Source organism: Pseudomonas qingdaonensis, from assembly GCF_018398475.1.
In the GTDB taxonomy this organism is placed as follows: domain Bacteria; phylum Pseudomonadota; class Gammaproteobacteria; order Pseudomonadales; family Pseudomonadaceae; genus Aquipseudomonas; species Aquipseudomonas palmensis.
In genome coordinates, this window is sequence record NZ_CP074676.1 from 2705029 (window position 1) to 2721092 (window position 16064).

Sequence of the window (16064 nt, forward strand, 5' to 3'; positions counted from 1 at the left end):
CGTGCCGATGCAGGTGTGGGCCACCGCGACCATTGCGGTGGCGTTGCCTTGTCAGGACGTCCATGAAGACCAGCCTTACCCTTGCCATCACCCTGCTGTACGCCTCGCTGGCGTGTGCCCAGGACATGAGCCAGCAGATTGCACAGCCGCTCAAGTACGCAAGCCTTGAAGAAATGAACCTTGGCGAGTTCGTGCCACAGAGCCGCTATGCGTCGACCTTGAGCGCGCTGCGCATGGACTCCGAGGCCGGTGATGCCAATGCCACGCTGGACCTGCTGGAGGCACTGACCGGCAACAAGGACCTCAAGCCCCAGGACCTCGACGCGGTCAAGCAACTGCTGGAAATCGCCGCCGTGCAGAAAGCCGACAGTGCCAGGTTGCAAGCAATGACGGCCCGCTACAGTGCACTCAAGACCCAGGGTGTGGCGGTGTCGACAACGCCTGCACGGCCAGCGCTGACCCTCGACTACAGCGGCGACTCGCTGAACGACATCTCTGGCGTGAAAGGCTGTGGCGATGCGCAGACGGCGCAGACCACGGCGTGCTTCGCGGCGTTCAACAAGGCGTTGAAGGCCGATTACACGGCGCTCAAGCAGTACAACCTGGCCCTGGGCTGGTCGGCGCAGCGATTTCAGCCAGATGCCCTGCAAGCCAAGGCAAGCAAGGCCTGCGGGCGCTTCGACTATTGTCCGACCACCACCTTGTACGTGATGAACCAGACGTTGCTGCACGAAACCAACGAAGTCCGCTTCCCCAAGACCTACGAGCAGGCGGTGTATCAATTGCTCACTGTGCCGGTGGCCACTGTGCAGCGCACGCAAAAGGCCAACTATGAAAAGGCAGTGCAGGCCAACTTCGAGCAGGCCCGCCAGCAACGCTATGCCTACCGCGAACGCGCCGGTCAGTCGGCGGACGCCCTGGTCATCTACGCGTTGCGCATGGATGCGGTGATTCTCGAACGGCCCAACTGCACCGCGTTTGCCAACCAGGCCTATGAAATGGCCTTCAACGTCCACAACAGGGTCGTTGCCGAGAGCGAGCTGGACCGCATCAACCGCTCGATCGTGCAGACGCAGTGCACGCTGCGCTAGGGGCCATCAGCTCGTGGCGGGCAGGGCCGCCACGGCATCGACTTCGATCTGCATGCCGTCCAGTGCCAGGCGCGGCACGGGTATCAGGGTGCAGGTCGGTTTGCTGAGCTGGCCCCAGGCGGCGTTCGCAGCCGCCACCCACAGCGCCAGCCTGGCTTCGCTATGGTCCACGATCAGCAGGGTCAGCTTGAATACATCGGCCAGGCTCGCACCTCTTGATTCCAGCGCGGTGCGCAGGTTGAGCAGCGCCTGGCGCGCCTGTTCGGCAAAGTCGGGCGACAGCGTACCGGCAGGGTCTTCACCCCCCTGGCCGGCGATGTACAGCAGCTTGGCGGCGGTGCTGACCTCGGCCACGTGTGAATAGGCATTGGCGCTGGGGTCGTACAGACCTTCGGGGTTGGACAACACAAATACGGCGGGTTGGCTGGTGCTCATGGGGCGACTCCACTCAAGGGAGGCGCAAGGGTAAAACCTCAAGTTAGGTTGAGGTCAAGCACCTGTTTTCAAGGGCGCCGCACGTTCTTCAGTAGTGTTTGAGAAATAGGCGCTGCGAAGGCACCGGCCCCTTGATCAGTCGGATCAGGTCGCTGGCCTGCAAGGTGAACGGCTTCGAATAGTAGTAGCCCACAAAGAAGCCGGACGCCTTCATGGTGCATGGCAGTACCGGCTTTCTTGCCAGCATGTCGAGGGCCGCTGCGTCGCTCAGGTCGCGGTACTGGTCTTTTTTCTGAAAGCTCAGTTTCGAGGTGAACAGGTCATCACGGGGCGGCCGGTCATCGCGTTCGATCTCACCGATCAGCGAATACGTCATGCGGTGGTCATAGGCGAGGTTCTCATCCTCGGTGATCGAGCATTCGATGCGCGTGCCCAACTGGCTGGTCTTGCCCCGGAAGGCGTCGAGCACATCCACATCTGCCGCGAAGGTCAGGGTGTACACACTGTGGTTGCTGTCGAGCTGCTTTTGCAGGGAAATCGGTTCGACCGTGGCCTTGGCGCGCGGGATGAACAGTGAACAGGCACTGAGCTGGGCAGCCAGCAGGCCAAGTACGATCAGTGGAAGCAGGCGCATGTGTCATCCATGGGGGCGGGAGGGCGCCTTGATACACCAGTTGGTCACGCTGCGCCAGCGGTTCACGAGGCATCGCACAAAGCGCCGTGACACTTGCCGCAGAGTGCCTGCTAGGGCATCCTGCGCGCCCGCCACACTCATGGAAGAAGGGTGCATGCCTGTGTTTCACCGCTTCGCCCTCGGCTTCACGCTGGCCGCCGGTGCACTGTTGAGCAGTGGCTGCGTCAAGGACCACGGCATCGACCCGTTGCCCCTGCGCTTTGTGTCGTTCAGCGACAACCCGTACCGCTACGACCTGCGTTTTCAGGCCGACGAAGACCTGCTCAGCCTGTTCGAACGCCACACCGGCAATGGCCAGATCAGCGAGCGGCTGGTGTGCGCGCTGGACGGCGACGAGAACTTCGACCTCGAGCACGTGATCACCTACAACCTGTCCGGCTCGCCCGAGTTCGAAAGCCGCGCGCCCGATGGCAGTTTCAACTACCTGGCGCAGATGAGCTTCGACAAGACCCTGCCGAGCCGCTCCAGCAGCACTGAACTGACCCGCGAAACCATCCAGCGCCTGCTCGAGAACAGAACCACAATCCCGTGCAAGCTGTACATCACCGCGTTCCCGTATCACGCGTACTTTTCACTGGTGATGCGCATCCCGGTTTCGGTGCTGCTGGCCGAAGTGAACAAGCACGACTACAGCCCGTACATACCACCTTTTGTGTGGGCCGCGCCGACGCTGGACGACGCCACGCCGCTGGCACCCTTCGCCAGGCAGGTCGAGGCGCCGCTCTACAGTGCACGCCTGCCCATCACCGACAGCGAAACCGGCAGGCCGCTGCCACGCGTGGCCTACGTGATCCAGCGCAAGGACGGGTATCTGGAATACGGCACCAGCGATGCCGAGGGCTACACCCACGAGGTGATCTCGCTGACCCGGGAAACCATCAAGCTTTACCTGGTGGACTAGGGGTATCATCCCCGGCTGAATTTGCCCTACTGCGCTAGAGGAACCCCACGGTTTGCCTGATTCACTGCACGCATCGCTCCACAACCCCCTGCTGCAATACCTCGCCCGACTGGCCCCGTCGAGCCAGTTGACCATGAAGTACATCCTGCAGGACGCCGCCGACCGTCTGGACTTCGAGGACATCGACATCAAGGAGGTGCCCTGGCACTTGCTCGAACCGGGGCATGTCACTGCGCTGGTGGCGGCGTTGCGCGCCGACGGCTATGCGCCCAACACCACGTCGCTGTACGTCAACGCGATTCGCGGGGTGATGAACGAAGCCTGGCGCCTGGGCCTGATCAGCCAGGACCAGCTGCTGCGCATGCGCACGGTCAAGGCCGCCCAGGGCACGCGCCTGCCGGTGGGGCGCAACCTCAAGCGCACGCTGATCCGCGAACTGATGGAGGCCTGCGCTGCCGACCCGCGCCCGCAGGGGCTGCGCGACGCGGCGGTGATCGCCTTGCTGTACGGCACCGGCATGCGCAAGAGCGAGTCGGTCAACCTCGACCTCAAGCAGATCGACTTTGCCGAGCGCAGCCTGCAGGTGCTGGGCAAGGGCAACAAGCAGCTGATCAAGTACGCCCCGGTGTGGGCCTTCGACAAGCTCAATGCCTGGCTGGAGTTTCGCCGCTCGCAGCTGCCCGAGGGCCAGGCCGACGATACCTTCCTGTTCAACCGCATCCGCCGCGGCAGCCATATCACCCGCGAGCGCATCACCAAGCACGCGATCTACTACATCGCCCGCCAACGCGGTACCCAGGTGGGCGTAAAGATCATGCCCCACGATTTTCGCCGTTCGTTCATCACCCGGGTGATCGAGGAGCACGACCTGTCGATCGCGCAGAAGCTGGCGCATCACAGCAACATCCAGACCACGGCCAACTACGACATGCGCGACGACAACGAGCGGCGCCGCGCGGTGGACCGCTTCGACTGCTAGCTGCCGGCGGGCCAGGCCCGGGTGTTGATTCGGCTGGGCCGGGCTGGCCATTGCCAGCTGCTGCCGGCACGGCGCAACCATAGCCCGCTGCCGCTGGGCAGCAGGCTGGGGGTGCCCAGCCGTGGCAGGACCTGTACGTCAGCCGCGTAGGCGTTGACCTGGGAGCCCCTGTGCAGATGATCGACACTGAACGTCCCGGACTGTGCGCGGACTTCACCGCTCGGGGTTTCGACGATCAGCGGGCGCGGGTCGCTGCTGGCCTGCACCAGCACTTCGCCATCGTGCAGCACCAGGCGTCGCTGCTGCGCGGTGAAGCGGATGTCCACATGGGTGGCGTGGTTGAGCGCAAGCTGGCTGCCATCGCTCAATTGCAGCAGGCGTGTCTGGGCCGGCCCGGTGCGTTCATCGGCCATCAATTGGCGCCACGGCACGATGTTCTGCGCCAGGTAGGCGCTGCCAAGGATTGCCAGCAGGCAAGCGCCAAGGCGTTTCAGGCGAGGGTCAGACACGGGGAGCCCCAGGTGGAAGAGGCTGGGGATGATAGGGGCAGCAGGGGCGGCACTCAAGCGGTTGCAGTGCTTGGGCCTTTGCCGGCAAGGCCGGCTCCTACAGGGTGTGTATCGCCGGTAGGAGCCAGCTTGCGGGCGCAGCGGTCAACTGCCAGCCGGGCCGCTGACACCGCCGCTGTTGTTGCTTTCGGAGCCTTCGTGGCCGTTTCTCTCGGAACCGGTGCCCTCGGGCATCTGCCCACGGGTGTCATCGGTGTTCATGCCGCCCTGGCGGCCGTCGTCGTTGCCCTGGGTACGTGGGTCGGTGCCGTTGGGCATCGACGGCTCGTTGGACGGGGCCGGTACATCCACCCCGGCCCCAGGAAGGGTGGAGTTGGGCACGCCGTTGCCGGGGGCAGGGTTGGTCGGGCCGGTACCTGCGGCCAGGGCCACGGTGGCCTGGGCGCCCAGCAGCGCGGCGAACAGCAGAGCGGTGATCGGGGTGCGGGTCATGGTCGAACTCCTTTCATGTGGGCTACCTGACATTGGTCCGTCGTCATGCGCCGAGGGTGCGGCGTGAGCGACGGACGGTCTAGTCGCGACCCCGCATGAAGAAGCCCGCCACGTACTTGCGGAAGGTGTCCAGGCCTTTGAAATCGGCAAAGCGCCTGAAGTTTTCCGTTTCGGGCTCCGGGCCCAGCGGCTGTTCGGTCAGCGACACGGACAGCACCCGGTCCTGGTCGGAGCTGAGCACCAGTTCGTCCATCACTCGACCGCCGATCACCGGCCGGCGCATCACCACCTTCACACCCTTGCCGGCCATCCAGTCGATCAGCGAGACGAGCATCTTCAGCGGTTCGCGCTCTTCGTCGCGGTACACCGGGAACAGGTGAGCGCGCGACAGCACCGGCACGCTGGCCACATGGATCAGCTCGTAGAAGTGGCTGCCGGCGGTGGCGGGGGAATAGATGGCCAGCGCCAGCAGCGGGCCGGGGGTGCGGCTACCGCCCCACAGCAGGTGGTGGCCCTGGAAGTCGAACCCGTCTTCGCTGCGCTCGGTGAGCACCTTGCGCGCCTTGATCTGGCTGACGCAGTCCAGCAGCAGGCCATGGCGCCGATGTGTGCCGAACACCGTGGCGTCGCGCAGACGTGCCTTGAGCATCATCATGTGCTTCATGTCCAGGCGGGTTTCCAGGTAGTTGCTGGCGGGCACGCGGTCGATCAGCGGGTAGCGGGTGGCGACGCTGCGCAGTTCGGCGAACTGGGCAGTCAGGTCCTTTTTGAGGTGGGTGGCGTAGACGTTCAGGCCGCTGGCTTCGATCAGGGTCAGCAGCAGCGAGAGCAGGCGATGCTGTTCGCGCCTGTCGCCGCTGCCGTTGCCTTCGCCGCTGCCGGCAGCGGCACGCTGGAAATCGCCGATCAGGCGCAACGGCGCGTCCGGTGCCAGCCAGGCCGCCGGCGGGGTGTCGGCCTCGTTGTGGCTGGCGTCGGTGTCGCGTTCGTCCTTGGTGAAGGCACAGCCCGGCGCATGTTCGGCGGTGCCGGGGTTGTTCTTGAGAAACAGCGTGCCGGTGCTGCCGTTGAGGTTGACGTTGAGTACCGGCATGCTTTTGGGCTGGCAGTCGCAGGCCAGCCACTGCCCGGCGGCGCGTACCTTCATCAGCAACTGGTTGGCCTGCAGCAGCCGCGGGCCCTCCAGGGCGCCCAGCACGAACCCGCGCAGCAGTTCCTCTTCGGCGGGGGTAAGGGTGCGCACCAGCGCGGCGTTTTTCTCGATGATTCGCATGGACGATCCTGGCCAGCCTTCCTGTGCCTGCCACCTTAATTCAAAGCCCTGCACGCGACCATCGCCGCGTGCAGGTGGCGTTCATTGCGGGCTGAACATTTTTGCCGCGCGGGCGCGGATTTCCTCGACCGACACGTCTTCGACGTGGGTGGCGACGAACCAGAGGTTGCCGAACGGGTCCTTGAGGGTGCCGCTGCGGTCGCCGTAGAACTGGTTCTGCACGGCGTTGACCTGGGTGGCGCCGGCCTTCAGCGCCTGGGCGAAGGTAGCGTCGACATCTTCGACGTACAGGTGCAGGCCGATGGCGCTGCCCTGCAGGGATTGGCTGCTGGTGAGCCCGCCGGCCTGGTCGCAGGGGTCGGCCAGCATCAGCGAGGAATCGCCGATTTTCAGCTCGGCATGGCCGATACGGCCATCGGGGGCGTCGAGGCGGAACATTTCGGTGGCGCCAAAGGCGGCCTTGTAGAAGTCGATGGCCCTGGCAGCGTCCTTGATGCCCAGGTAGGGGGTGATGCTGTGCTGACCGTCGGGGATGGGTTGGGTGGCCATTTTTTCCTCCATTGGTACGCAAAAAGTGTGTTGCCTACACGGGCCCTATCGCGGGTCAAGCCCGCTCCCACGTGTTCATCACTGCCTTTGTGGGAGCGGGCTTGACCCGCGATAGGTGCGCCGCGATCCAAGCCTATGCTTGTACCGTTTTGCCCACCACGCAATCAGAAGATGTAGTCAGTCGTCAGGAAACTCGACTCGCGGTTGCGGATGATCTGGCTGATCAACTGCTTGTTGGCCTCCTGGAACTTGGTGGCCACCAGGGTGCGGATCGAGAACACGCGCAATGCGTCATGCACCGACAAGGTGCCTTCGGCCGAGTTCTTGCGCCCGTTGAAGGGGTAGGTGTCCGGCCCGCGCTGGCACTGGGCGTTGAGGTTGATGCGCCCGACCTGGTTGGCGAAGGTGTCGACCAGCCGGCCCACGGTGGCCGAATCGGTGCCGAAAATGCTCAACTGCTGACCGAAATCCGAATCCAGCACGTAGTCGATCACTGTCTGCAGGTCGCGGTAGGGCACCACCGGGATCACCGGCCCGAACTGCTCTTCGTGGTACACGCGCATCTGTGGGTTCACCGGGTACAGCAGCGCCGGGTAGAAGAACGAACCGCGGCTCTGGCCGCCGCCCTGGTTGATCACCTTGGCACCGTGGGCTACTGCATCGGTTACCAGGCCGTCCAGGTAGTCGACCTTGCCTGCTTCGGGCAACGGGGTCAGGCTGACGCCCGGGTCCCATGGCATGCCGGGCTTGAGGTCGGCCAGCTTGCGCTGGAACTTGTCGAGAAAGGCGTCCACCACCTGCTCGTGCACGAACAGGATCTTCAGCGCCGTGCAGCGCTGGCCGTTGAACGAGAGGGCGCCGGTGACCGCCTCGTTGACCGCGTTGTCCAGGTCGACCTCGGGCAGCACGATGCCCGGGTTCTTGGCGTCCAGCCCCAGCGCGGCGCGCAGGCGGTGCGGGCGCGGGTGAAGCTTCTTCAGGTCGCTGGCGGCCTTGTTGGTGCCGATGAAGGCGAACACGTCGACCTTGCCGCTGGCCATCAGCGCGCTGACGGTCTCGCGGCCACGCCCGTAGATGACATTGATCACCCCGGCCGGGAAGCTGTCGCGAAACGCCTCCAGCAACGGGCGAATCAGCAGCACGCCGAACTTGGCCGGCTTGAACACCACGGTGTTGCCCATGATCAGCGCCGGGATCAAGGTGGTGAAGGTCTCGTTGAGCGGGTAGTTGTAGGGGCCCATGCACAGCGCCACGCCCAGGGGCGCGCGACGGATCTGGCCGAGGGTGTCCTGCTCCAGTTCGAAGCGACTGGAGCGCCGGTCGAGTTCCTTGAGGGCGCCGATGGTCTCGACGATGTAGTCGCAGGTGCGGTCGAACTCCTTCTCGGAGTCCTTGAGGTTCTTGCCGATCTCCCACATCAGCCACTTGACCACCACCGCGCGCTGCTCGCGCATGCGGGCCAGGAACGCCTCGACATGCTGGATGCGCTCGGCCACGCGCATGTTCGGCCACACGCCGCGGCCCTTGTCGTAGGCACGCACGGCGGCGTCCAGGGCGGTGAGGGCGGTATCGGCGTCCAGCAGCGGGGCGCTGCCGAGTATCACCTGCTGCTCACCGTCGTCGGTCTTGAGCCACACCGGGCTGCGCACCGTGGCCAGCGGGCCTTCCCAGCGGTGCAGCTGCCCATCCGCCAGGTAGTCGCGCTGCTCGAGCGGGTCGCCCAGGCGATAGGCCTCGGGGATATCCGTGGCAGCGGGAAACAGCGAGTCCAGACGATCCATGACGCAATACCTCTTTTCCATGGTGAATGAAACGGTTCAGCCGAGCATAACGCCGGCCCCGGCACAAAAGCCAGCCTGGCCCGGGTGCGCTCCGGGCCGGCGCCCGCCTGTCAGTCGATGGTGCCTCGCGCCACTCCCTCGGTCAGGGTTCTGCGCAGGTCGACGAGGCGTTGTTCGTACACCTGACGCAAGCGCGCAAGTGGTGCTCCCATGCAGGGTAGACCGGTTCCTGTTCATGGTTCATGGCCAGTGCCTCGTCCCAGACCAGGCGGTTGTTGGCCAGGTCCAGCGCTGAGCCGATCACCCAGCCAGGTGGGCAGGCGCTGGACGATGAACGTTGAGTGGGGAATGCGTGAAGGGGAGGTAGGCATGGTTGTGCTCCAGTCGGTGGACCGACAGCACAACCGATCAGCCGGGCGAAGCGGTGGTAGTTATCTGTTGGAGGCAGTGTCCAGGGTGCTCTGGCGCGCCTCGCGCAGCGACGCGTAGCCGACCCTGGGCACGCCCGCCAGGCGCTGGTCGAGCAAGGCCTGCAAGGACTCGCCACTGCCCAGGTAGGCATCGCCGAAGTCGTGGCTGCCCAGGGCACTGGGGTGCGCCACCACTTCGAGCACGCCATGGCGTGGGGCCAGGCCGTCACGCAGGTCGACCGGGGTACACACATGGTCGGCGGTCAGCCTGGCCAACTGGCGCAGGCGCCGGTTGAGCAACGTCTTGAACAGGCGTTTTGCCGGGCCGATGTTGTGCCCCACGTTGCGGGCCAGGCGTATCGGCACCCCTTCGCGGGCGGCGAAGCGGGCGACGATTTCGCCGATGGGCCACAGGTTGTGCACGTGCTGGTGGGAGTCCAGGTGGCTGGGGGTCAGCCCATGGTCCAGGCAGCGCTGCCATTGCGCGGCCAGTTCCTCGTGCACCGCCTGGCGGGCCGCGCGCCCCAGCCACAGGCGCTTGCGCGACAGGCCCAGGTCGAACTCGCCCTCGGCATTGCAGAACTGCGCCAGCGCGCGGATCGGCTCGCTAAGCGGGCGCCCGTAGGTCAGGTTGAAATGCAGGCCCACGCGCCCGCGCAGGGCCGGTTGCTGGGCCAGCGCGCAGGCGGCCTTGAATGCCGGCATGCTGGCCATGGCGGTGGCCGAGCTGATCAGGCCGCACTGGAACGCGCGCAGGATCACCGCGTTGGTGTGTTCGTTGAGGCCAAAATCGTCAGCGTTGACTATGACTTGGGACGGCATCCGGGCGCTCCTGTGCTGTCGGTGTGGCAGTGGGGGAAGTGGCAGGTGCCGGCACGGGCTGCTGTTGGCGGCGTTTGATCCAGGGCTTGATGCGTTGCCACAGGCGCAGCGCCATGCCCAGGCACAGGCCCGACGGGCGCCAGCTGTAGAAACTGTGGCGCAGGTGCTCGACCTGGCCGGTCATGCGCTCATGCAGCTGGTGGCTGGAGTTCTCCAGGCTCACCCTTGAAGCGTCGATCCACGTCCAGCCTTCGTCCAGCCCCCAGTCGATCCATTCCTGCAGCAGCACCCGGCCGCTGCCAAGGTCGGCATACTGCGGCACGAAGGCGAGGTTGTAGTCGTACAGGCGGCCCCGTTCGAGCAGGCCCAGGCGGTAGCTGATGCAGCGCCCGTCCAGTTCCAGCACCACCAGGCGCAGACGGCCATCGGCCGCCAGCGCGGTGAAGGCCTGGAACATCCATTGGCGCTGCGCGGGCACCGAGAAGATGCCGACCCCGTCGTCGCCTTTCCAGCTCACGGCCTCGACCGCGCTGACGGCTTCCAGCCAGGAAGCTGCGTTGGCGGCATCGGGGGTTACTCGGCGCACCTGTGCCCCGCAGGCGGCGATGCGCTTGCGCGCGCGGCGCAACTTGTAGCGCGGGTCGCCACTGACTTCCTGGCGGTCGGCCTCGCTTATCTGGTGCACCGGCGCACGGCAGGCGGTGCGCTGTTCGTGGGTGGAACTGCGGCGTGCCCACTGCTGCAGCCAGGGCGAATCGCCCGTTACCTCGTTGAGTTGTAGCAGGGCATGGGGCAGGCGCGTGCGAATGGCCGCCAGTACCTGGCCGGCGGCACTGGTCGGCAGGTCGATGAGCAGGCCGATGCGGTCGCTCATGGGGTAGCCCAGGTGGTGCACCACGGCAAAGTCCAGCGGCCCGTGGCGCTCAAGGGTGCGGATCAACGGCAGGCACAGCACCAGGCGTCCTTGTGCGTGTCCCAGCAGTACCTGCAGGTGCTGGCTGGCCGGCAAGGCAGCCTCGGCGGCGCGCAGCCAGGCCAGGCTGTTGAAGGGGGTGGCATCGGGCAGCCGCTCGCGCAACTGCTCGTAGGCGTCGGCGGGGAAGTCGTCGGCACGCAACGAGGCGTGCCAGGTAAAGGTCAGGGTCATCGGTTCAGGACACCGTGGCAGTAGTGCTGCGCGGCGCCGGTTTGCGCAAGGCATCCAGGCGCGAGCCGCTGTAGCGCGTTTCGCGGAAGAATTTCCAGCGACCGAACAGGCAGTACACGTGCATCACACGGCCCTGCTCGACGTAGCCCATGCGCAGGTGCAGCTTGAGCGCCGGAATGTTATGGGTCTCGCACACGTCGACCACCTTGTCGCAGCCCTGTTCGGCCATGGCGCGCCACAGGGCCAGTTGCAGGTCGACCGACAGCGACGTACCCCAGTACTGGCGCGCCAGTTCACCGCCGAACTCGAAGAACTCGCCCGGCTCGACCGGGAACCAGCAGCCATAGTAATGACGGTCGTGGTAGTGACGCGGGCTGCCCCAGATGAACGCCACCACGTGGCTGTCTTCGTCCAGGAACATCAGCCCGGTATGCCCTTCGGCGGCCAGTTCACGCATGGTTTCGACACGGTCGCCGAAGTGCTTGGCAAAGCCTTGCACGTTGTGCACCGTGATGCGCTCTACGCGTAGCGGCGCATAGGGCTTGAGGGTATGCGGCGGCACCGGGCTGACCAGGTCGCGCTCCATCCACAGCAGCTCCCAGTGAAAGAACACGTAGCGCTTGTACGCGCTGCGAAGGGTGGCGCGCAGGCCTTTCTGGTGTACGCGCTGGCTGAACTTGCTGACGATATTCATGGTGGCTCCCGTATCCGGCAGGGGAAGAGATCTTCGGCACTGTGTTCATGAGGCGCTCCATCGCAGGGCAAACAGGGTCTGCCCGGGCAGTTCGAAACGTACCTGGCCGTGCTGGCAATCCAGTGCCGCGGCGCGTGGCTGGTTGTCTGGCCCGAACAGGGTGAGCGTGGCAGCGGCCTGCGGGCATCGGCTGGCCGGGGTGGCGAAGCTGACGTGTTGCAGGCGTTCGCCCTTGTTGACGCCCAGCAGGCTGCGCTGTGCGCCGCGTGCCATGGCCAGTGCATCGACCTCGAAGGCGTCGTTGTCCAGGTGCAGCACCTGGTCGAGCCAGTGCTGGGCGATGAACTGCTGGGCCAGGCCCACCGGCTTGAGCTCGAAGCGGTTGTTGCCCAGCACCTTGACCATGCCCTTGGGCCACTCGGGCTCGTCGGCGATGTGGAACCAGTTGAGCATGTCCAGCAGGCCGTCCTGGGAGGCATTGATGACCACCGAGGCCCACCATACGCCGGCATAGTGGGTGTTCTGCTCGTACAGGCTCAGGGTCGAGCCACTGGACAGGTTGGTCTGGTCGAGCAGCAGCGCCTTGCGCGGGCGACCGTTGGCGTCCAGCCCCACCAGTTCGGCGGCGCGGCGTACCGAGTCGCGGTAGGTGCGGGTGGCGAGCAGGTCGCGGACCATCCACTCGTGCCAGGCCATGGCGTCGATCTGCGGTTCGAATTCCTTGAGCAGGCGCCGTGCCCAGTCCAGGCCGACGCGCTGCGCCGCATCGCCGCGCAACGGGCCGTTGACCAGCCGCGAGCTGGCCGGCATGGCGATGCGCACGCCGGCTTCATGGGCGCCGGGGTAGGCGCGCACACGCTGGGCCATGGCCGCGAAGAAGGTGCGGTAGGTGGCGTAGTCGGCGTAGTTGAGGTTGGGCTCGTCGGCAAAGGCGATGTAATGCAGGCCCTTGCCGCCCAGGGCGACGCTGGTGGCCAGCCAGTCGTCCAGCGCGCCATCGTTGGCGCGGCTGCGCATCAGGTCGGACTTGCGCCCGGTGGCGGCCATCAGGGTGATGTCGTGGTGAATGCCGAAGCGCTCCTGGTACAGCTGGCGAAACGGCAGTTCGTAGCGCGGCTTGCGTGCCAGCACGTCGGCAAAGGTGTAGTAGCCGGCGGCCTGCAGTTGCAGCGCATCGATCACCGCATGGCTGGACGGTGGCGGCATCACGTAGGGCAGGTTGTTGCCTAGCCTGGGCGTGGGGCCCAGTACCTTGGCACTGCTGCGCAGGCTTACCTGGCCGTCGCGGTGCACCAGTGGGGCGAGGTCCTGGGGGCGCAGGGCGAACAGGTTGGCGCTGCCGTCCAGCCAGAAGGCCACCTTGCCGGTGCCTTCGAAGTTCAGGCGCCATGTCTGGTCCTGGGCGCTTGCGGGCAGATTCACCTGATCGAACTGCCAATAGGCCCGGTGTTCGAGCAGCGCCAGCCTGAGGCGCTTGCCATCGTCCACGCGCTCCAGGGTCAGGTTGCGCACGCCGTCGTGATACTTGCCGGCAAGCACCGCCGTTTCACCGGCTTTCACGCGAAAGTACAGGGTGGTGGCGCGGTCTAGTTCGAGGCTGAAGTGCACCTTGGCGGGGGCGAACTGGGCGCCGGTGGTGTCGTCGTATTCGAGGCGGTAGCGCCTGAAACTGTAGCCGGGGATGGCCACCTGGTAGGTGCCGGTGCCGGCGGTAAGTGGCCAGCTCAGCTGGCCGCGGCCTTCATGGGGGGCAATGATGCGTTGTGTATCGAGTTTGCCGGTGGCGTCGAGCAGGTACACCTGTTCCTGGTTGGCATCGGCCTGCCATGCCGGCACCCAGCTCAGTTGCAGCGGGGCGCTGCGCTGCGGCGCCAGGTACAGGCTGCCGTCGCGAATGTCCGGCCAGCGCAGGGTGGCGGCGTGGGCAGTGGCGGCCAGCAGCAGGCCGGGTAACAACATCCATGTACGTTTCATACCGTTCTCCGTTGCAGCATCTGGCGCAAAGGCAACAGATCGCTAGGCAACACAAACAAGGTCCGCAGCAACGGTACGCCGCTCAGCCTGCAGTACAGCACGAGCATGGCCACCGTCACCCCAAGGTAGGCGATGGAGGACGCCAGGGCTGCACCCGCGATGCCAAAACGGGGAATCAGGACCACGTTGAGAATCAGGTTTGCCGCCGCGCCCACCCCCATCATCAGCGAGACCGCGCCGGGGCGATTCTTGCCCAGCAGGTCCAGGCGCAGGATGCTTGCGTAGCACAGGCCGAACAAGCCGGGAAGCAGTGCCAGCAGGGCCGGGTAGGCCGGTTGGTAGGCCGCGCCGAACAGGGTGACGATCAGCCATTCGCCCACCAGGGCCATGCTCAGGCAGGCCCCCAGCATCACGGTGGCAGTCAGGCGCAGGGCCAGCGGGGTGAGCTTGTCCATGCCGGCATCCTGCTGCAGCAGGCGCTTCATCAGCGGGGTGGTAACGGCCTCGGGGATGATCAGCAGCAGTTCGGCGGCGGCGCTGGCCATGGCGTAGTGCCCCAGGGCGGCGCTGCCCAGGAAGGCACTGATGAACAGGTAGTCCGAGCGCAGGATGACCTGCTGGAACAGCACGTCCGGGTGGCTGCGCGCACTGTAGGCCAGCAGCTCGCGCTGCCCCCCGCGGTTCCAGCACAGCGTGATGTCGTGCTGGCGGCCCAGCCACACCAGGCCCAGCAGCGCGACCAGCCCCAGGCCCAGCAGCCAGCTGATCAGCGCGGCCTCCAGCGCGGCGTGCTGCCACATCCAGAACATGCCCACGAACAGCAGCAGCGGCACCAGCGATTCGGTCAGGCGCAGTGCGTTGAATGCGCCCACCCCGCCGGTGGCGTTGTGCAGGGTGAGCAGGCCGCTCTTGAGCACCGTCAGCGGCACCGCCAGCAGCAATAGCCAGGCCAGCAGGCCCAGTTGCAGGGTCACTTCCAGTTCAGTGCCGAACTCGCGCATCAGCGCCACGCAGATCAGGGTCAGCACCCCGGCCAGCAGGCACCCGTAGATCAGCACCTGGCTCAGCAGCAGGCCCATCGAGCGTTGCTGCGCCGCCTGATAGCCCACCGCGGTGTTCAGCCCGCCGCTGGTGGCGGCACTGATCAGGTCGGGCAGGGTGCTGAGCAGGGCGAACAGGCCGCGCTCGCTGGGCCCCAGGATGCGCGCCAGCAGCACGTTGCGCGCCAGGCGCAGGGCGATCATCGCCAGGCGTGTGCCCATGCTCAGCAGCAGGTGGCGCAGGTAGTTGCCTCGACTCATGAGCGGCCTCCGCGGCTGATGCGCCAGGCCAGCAGCGAGGGGCGGCTGGCGTTGCGCTGGCTCACGCCGATGCGCGGCAACGCCAGTGGGTCGTCATGACCCTGGCAGATCCCGGCGCGGGTGCTCAGGGCGAAGGGGTAGCGATGGGCGGCCAGGCGCGCGCGTACCCGGGCGTCATGGTCGCCGTTGGGGTAGCAGTACACCGGCAGCGGCTGCTGGCAGCCTTGCTGCAAGGCGTGGTGGCTGCGGCTGAGTTCTTCATCCAGGCGCTGGTTGTCCAGCCCCGGCAGCAGCGCGTGACTGGCCCCGTGCGGGCCGAAGCTGATCAGCCCGGAGCCTTCCAGTTCGCGCACCTGCTGCCAGTCCAGGGCCTGGGGCAGGGATTCGGCCGGGCAGGCGTCTGTCAGTTGATGCAGGGCGGCCGGGCTCAGGGTCTTGAGGCTTTGCAGGTAGCCGGCCAGCGCCTGGCTGCGGGCGTTGGGCCGCTGGTTCATGAAGTAGGCAGCCGGCAGCGGCCGGCCGATCTTGCGCAACGCCTCGATCAGGGTGTGGCGCGGGCCTTCGCCATGGCTGCCCCACAGGGTTTCGCCCAGGCTCTCCCACCAGAAGCGCTGGCGGCTGCCGATGTAGTCGGTGGACAGGAAGATGCTGGCCGGTACCTGGTACTGCTGCAGCAACGGGAACGCATTGAGCGCGTTGTCGCGCCAGCCGTCGTCGAAGGTCAGGGCAACCTTGGGGCGGCTGTCGCCCCTGGGCTGCTGATGGTCCTTGAGCAAGTCCATCAGGTGCACGCAATCGAAGTGCTGGCGTAGCCAGCGCAGCAGGCGCTCGAAGGCCTGCGGGCCCACGCACAGTTCGTTGCGATGGGGCAGGGCCGCGCTGGCGTCGTCGGCCAGCACCCGGTGCAGCATCAGGATGACCCCGGCGCCGCGCAGCTGGCTGCGGCCCTTCGGGGAGTGCAGGTACAACCAACCGCTGGCGCGCTTGAGACTGGTCTTGATCGGCATGAAGG

The 16064-nt window shown here is 66.1% G+C and carries 16 protein-coding genes; 3 read left to right on the forward strand and 13 right to left on the reverse strand.

The annotated features are described in order from the left end of the window. Positions 1–62 precede the first annotated feature (62 nt). On the forward strand, positions 63–1091 hold the full coding sequence (locus tag KH389_RS12365; protein ID WP_213607414.1) for a hypothetical protein: 1029 nt from the start codon (positions 63–65) through the stop codon (positions 1089–1091). Positions 1092–1097: 6 nt separating this feature from the next. On the opposite strand, the gene KH389_RS12370 is transcribed toward KH389_RS12365, so the two are convergent. After that, entirely contained in the window at positions 1098–1526 is a 429-nt protein-coding gene (locus KH389_RS12370; protein WP_100632723.1) for a RidA family protein, read from the reverse strand. A gap of 88 nt (positions 1527–1614) precedes the next feature. Then, positions 1615–2160 (reverse strand): hypothetical protein, encoded by a 546-nt coding sequence (locus tag KH389_RS12375; protein ID WP_213607415.1) that lies wholly within the window; start codon positions 2158–2160, stop codon positions 1615–1617. A gap of 154 nt (positions 2161–2314) precedes the next feature. On the opposite strand from KH389_RS12375, the gene KH389_RS12380 reads away from it, so the two are divergent. Beyond that, positions 2315–3121: a hypothetical protein gene (locus KH389_RS12380; protein WP_043860589.1), complete on the forward strand. Its 807-nt coding sequence runs from the start codon at positions 2315–2317 to the stop codon at positions 3119–3121. A 133-nt stretch (positions 3122–3254) separates the two neighbouring features. Continuing rightward, complete coding sequence (locus KH389_RS12385) at positions 3255–4100, forward strand: site-specific integrase (RefSeq protein WP_229590266.1); 846 nt, start codon at positions 3255–3257, stop codon at positions 4098–4100. Here KH389_RS12385 and KH389_RS12390 read toward each other — a convergent pair. The 11 genes from KH389_RS12390 to KH389_RS12440 all read right to left on the reverse strand — a co-directional run bounded on the left by KH389_RS12390 (position 4097) and on the right by KH389_RS12440 (position 16059). Beyond that, positions 4097–4609 carry a FecR family protein gene (locus KH389_RS12390; protein ID WP_104572489.1) on the reverse strand — a complete coding sequence of 171 codons (513 nt, stop codon included), beginning with the start codon at positions 4607–4609 and terminating at the stop codon, positions 4097–4099. The genes KH389_RS12385 and KH389_RS12390 overlap by 4 nt on opposite strands. A gap of 144 nt (positions 4610–4753) precedes the next feature. Continuing rightward, positions 4754–5101, reverse strand: coding sequence for a hypothetical protein (locus KH389_RS12395; RefSeq protein ID WP_043860591.1), 348 nt, complete (start codon positions 5099–5101; stop codon positions 4754–4756). Between the two features lie 79 nt (positions 5102–5180). After that, a complete protein-coding gene (locus KH389_RS12400; protein ID WP_104572488.1) occupies positions 5181–6374 on the reverse strand; it encodes a hypothetical protein in 1194 nt (397 codons plus the stop codon). A gap of 81 nt (positions 6375–6455) precedes the next feature. Then, on the reverse strand, positions 6456–6923 hold the full coding sequence (locus tag KH389_RS12405) for a VOC family protein (RefSeq protein ID WP_043860593.1): 468 nt from the start codon (positions 6921–6923) through the stop codon (positions 6456–6458). 164 nt (positions 6924–7087) lie between these two features. Further along, on the reverse strand, positions 7088–8704 hold the full coding sequence (locus KH389_RS12410; protein ID WP_213607416.1) for an NADP-dependent glyceraldehyde-3-phosphate dehydrogenase: 1617 nt from the start codon (positions 8702–8704) through the stop codon (positions 7088–7090). A gap of 431 nt (positions 8705–9135) precedes the next feature. Beyond that, on the reverse strand, positions 9136–9936 hold the full coding sequence (locus KH389_RS12415) for a carbohydrate deacetylase (protein WP_213607417.1): 801 nt from the start codon (positions 9934–9936) through the stop codon (positions 9136–9138). Further along, positions 9908–11083, reverse strand: coding sequence for a GNAT family N-acetyltransferase (locus KH389_RS12420; protein WP_213607418.1), 1176 nt, complete (start codon positions 11081–11083; stop codon positions 9908–9910). Before KH389_RS12420 ends, KH389_RS12415 begins: the two co-directional genes overlap by 29 nt. Positions 11084–11087: 4 nt before the next feature. Then, positions 11088–11777, reverse strand: a complete 690-nt coding sequence (locus KH389_RS12425; RefSeq protein ID WP_043860598.1) for a GNAT family N-acetyltransferase — start codon at positions 11775–11777, stop codon at positions 11088–11090. Positions 11778–11822: 45 nt separating this feature from the next. Beyond that, positions 11823–13751, reverse strand: a complete 1929-nt coding sequence (locus KH389_RS12430) for a hypothetical protein (protein ID WP_213607419.1) — start codon at positions 13749–13751, stop codon at positions 11823–11825. Beyond that, the gene (locus KH389_RS12435; protein WP_054914457.1) at positions 13748–15052 is read right to left on the reverse strand and encodes an oligosaccharide flippase family protein; all 1305 of its coding nucleotides are present in this window, start codon (positions 15050–15052) and stop codon (positions 13748–13750) included. Before KH389_RS12435 ends, KH389_RS12430 begins: the two co-directional genes overlap by 4 nt. Then, positions 15049–16059, reverse strand: coding sequence for a polysaccharide deacetylase family protein (locus KH389_RS12440; protein WP_043860619.1), 1011 nt, complete (start codon positions 16057–16059; stop codon positions 15049–15051). The genes KH389_RS12435 and KH389_RS12440 overlap by 4 nt, the downstream gene beginning before the upstream one ends. Positions 16060–16064: the final 5 nt, after the last annotated feature.

Bases quoted from the DNA above. Each gene is read 5' to 3' on its own strand.
- KH389_RS12365 (WP_213607414.1), top strand. From the start codon at position 63: ATGAAGACCAGCCTTACCCTTGCCATCACCCTGCTGTACGCCTCGCTG.
- KH389_RS12370 (WP_100632723.1), bottom strand. From the start codon at position 1,526: ATGAGCACCAGCCAACCCGCCGTATTTGTGTTGTCCAACCCCGAAGGT.
- KH389_RS12375 (WP_213607415.1), bottom strand. From the start codon at position 2,160: ATGCGCCTGCTTCCACTGATCGTACTTGGCCTGCTGGCTGCCCAGCTC.
- KH389_RS12380 (WP_043860589.1), top strand. From the start codon at position 2,315: ATGCCTGTGTTTCACCGCTTCGCCCTCGGCTTCACGCTGGCCGCCGGT.
- KH389_RS12385 (WP_229590266.1), top strand. From the start codon at position 3,255: ATGAAGTACATCCTGCAGGACGCCGCCGACCGTCTGGACTTCGAGGAC.
- KH389_RS12395 (WP_043860591.1), bottom strand. From the start codon at position 5,101: ATGACCCGCACCCCGATCACCGCTCTGCTGTTCGCCGCGCTGCTGGGC.
- KH389_RS12400 (WP_104572488.1), bottom strand. From the start codon at position 6,374: ATGCGAATCATCGAGAAAAACGCCGCGCTGGTGCGCACCCTTACCCCC.
- KH389_RS12405 (WP_043860593.1), bottom strand. From the start codon at position 6,923: ATGGCCACCCAACCCATCCCCGACGGTCAGCACAGCATCACCCCCTAC.
- KH389_RS12410 (WP_213607416.1), bottom strand. From the start codon at position 8,704: ATGGATCGTCTGGACTCGCTGTTTCCCGCTGCCACGGATATCCCCGAG.
- KH389_RS12415 (WP_213607417.1), bottom strand. From the start codon at position 9,936: ATGCCGTCCCAAGTCATAGTCAACGCTGACGATTTTGGCCTCAACGAA.
- KH389_RS12420 (WP_213607418.1), bottom strand. From the start codon at position 11,083: ATGACCCTGACCTTTACCTGGCACGCCTCGTTGCGTGCCGACGACTTC.
- KH389_RS12425 (WP_043860598.1), bottom strand. From the start codon at position 11,777: ATGAATATCGTCAGCAAGTTCAGCCAGCGCGTACACCAGAAAGGCCTG.
- KH389_RS12430 (WP_213607419.1), bottom strand. From the start codon at position 13,751: ATGAAACGTACATGGATGTTGTTACCCGGCCTGCTGCTGGCCGCCACT.
- KH389_RS12435 (WP_054914457.1), bottom strand. From the start codon at position 15,052: ATGAGTCGAGGCAACTACCTGCGCCACCTGCTGCTGAGCATGGGCACA.
- KH389_RS12440 (WP_043860619.1), bottom strand. From the start codon at position 16,059: ATGCCGATCAAGACCAGTCTCAAGCGCGCCAGCGGTTGGTTGTACCTG.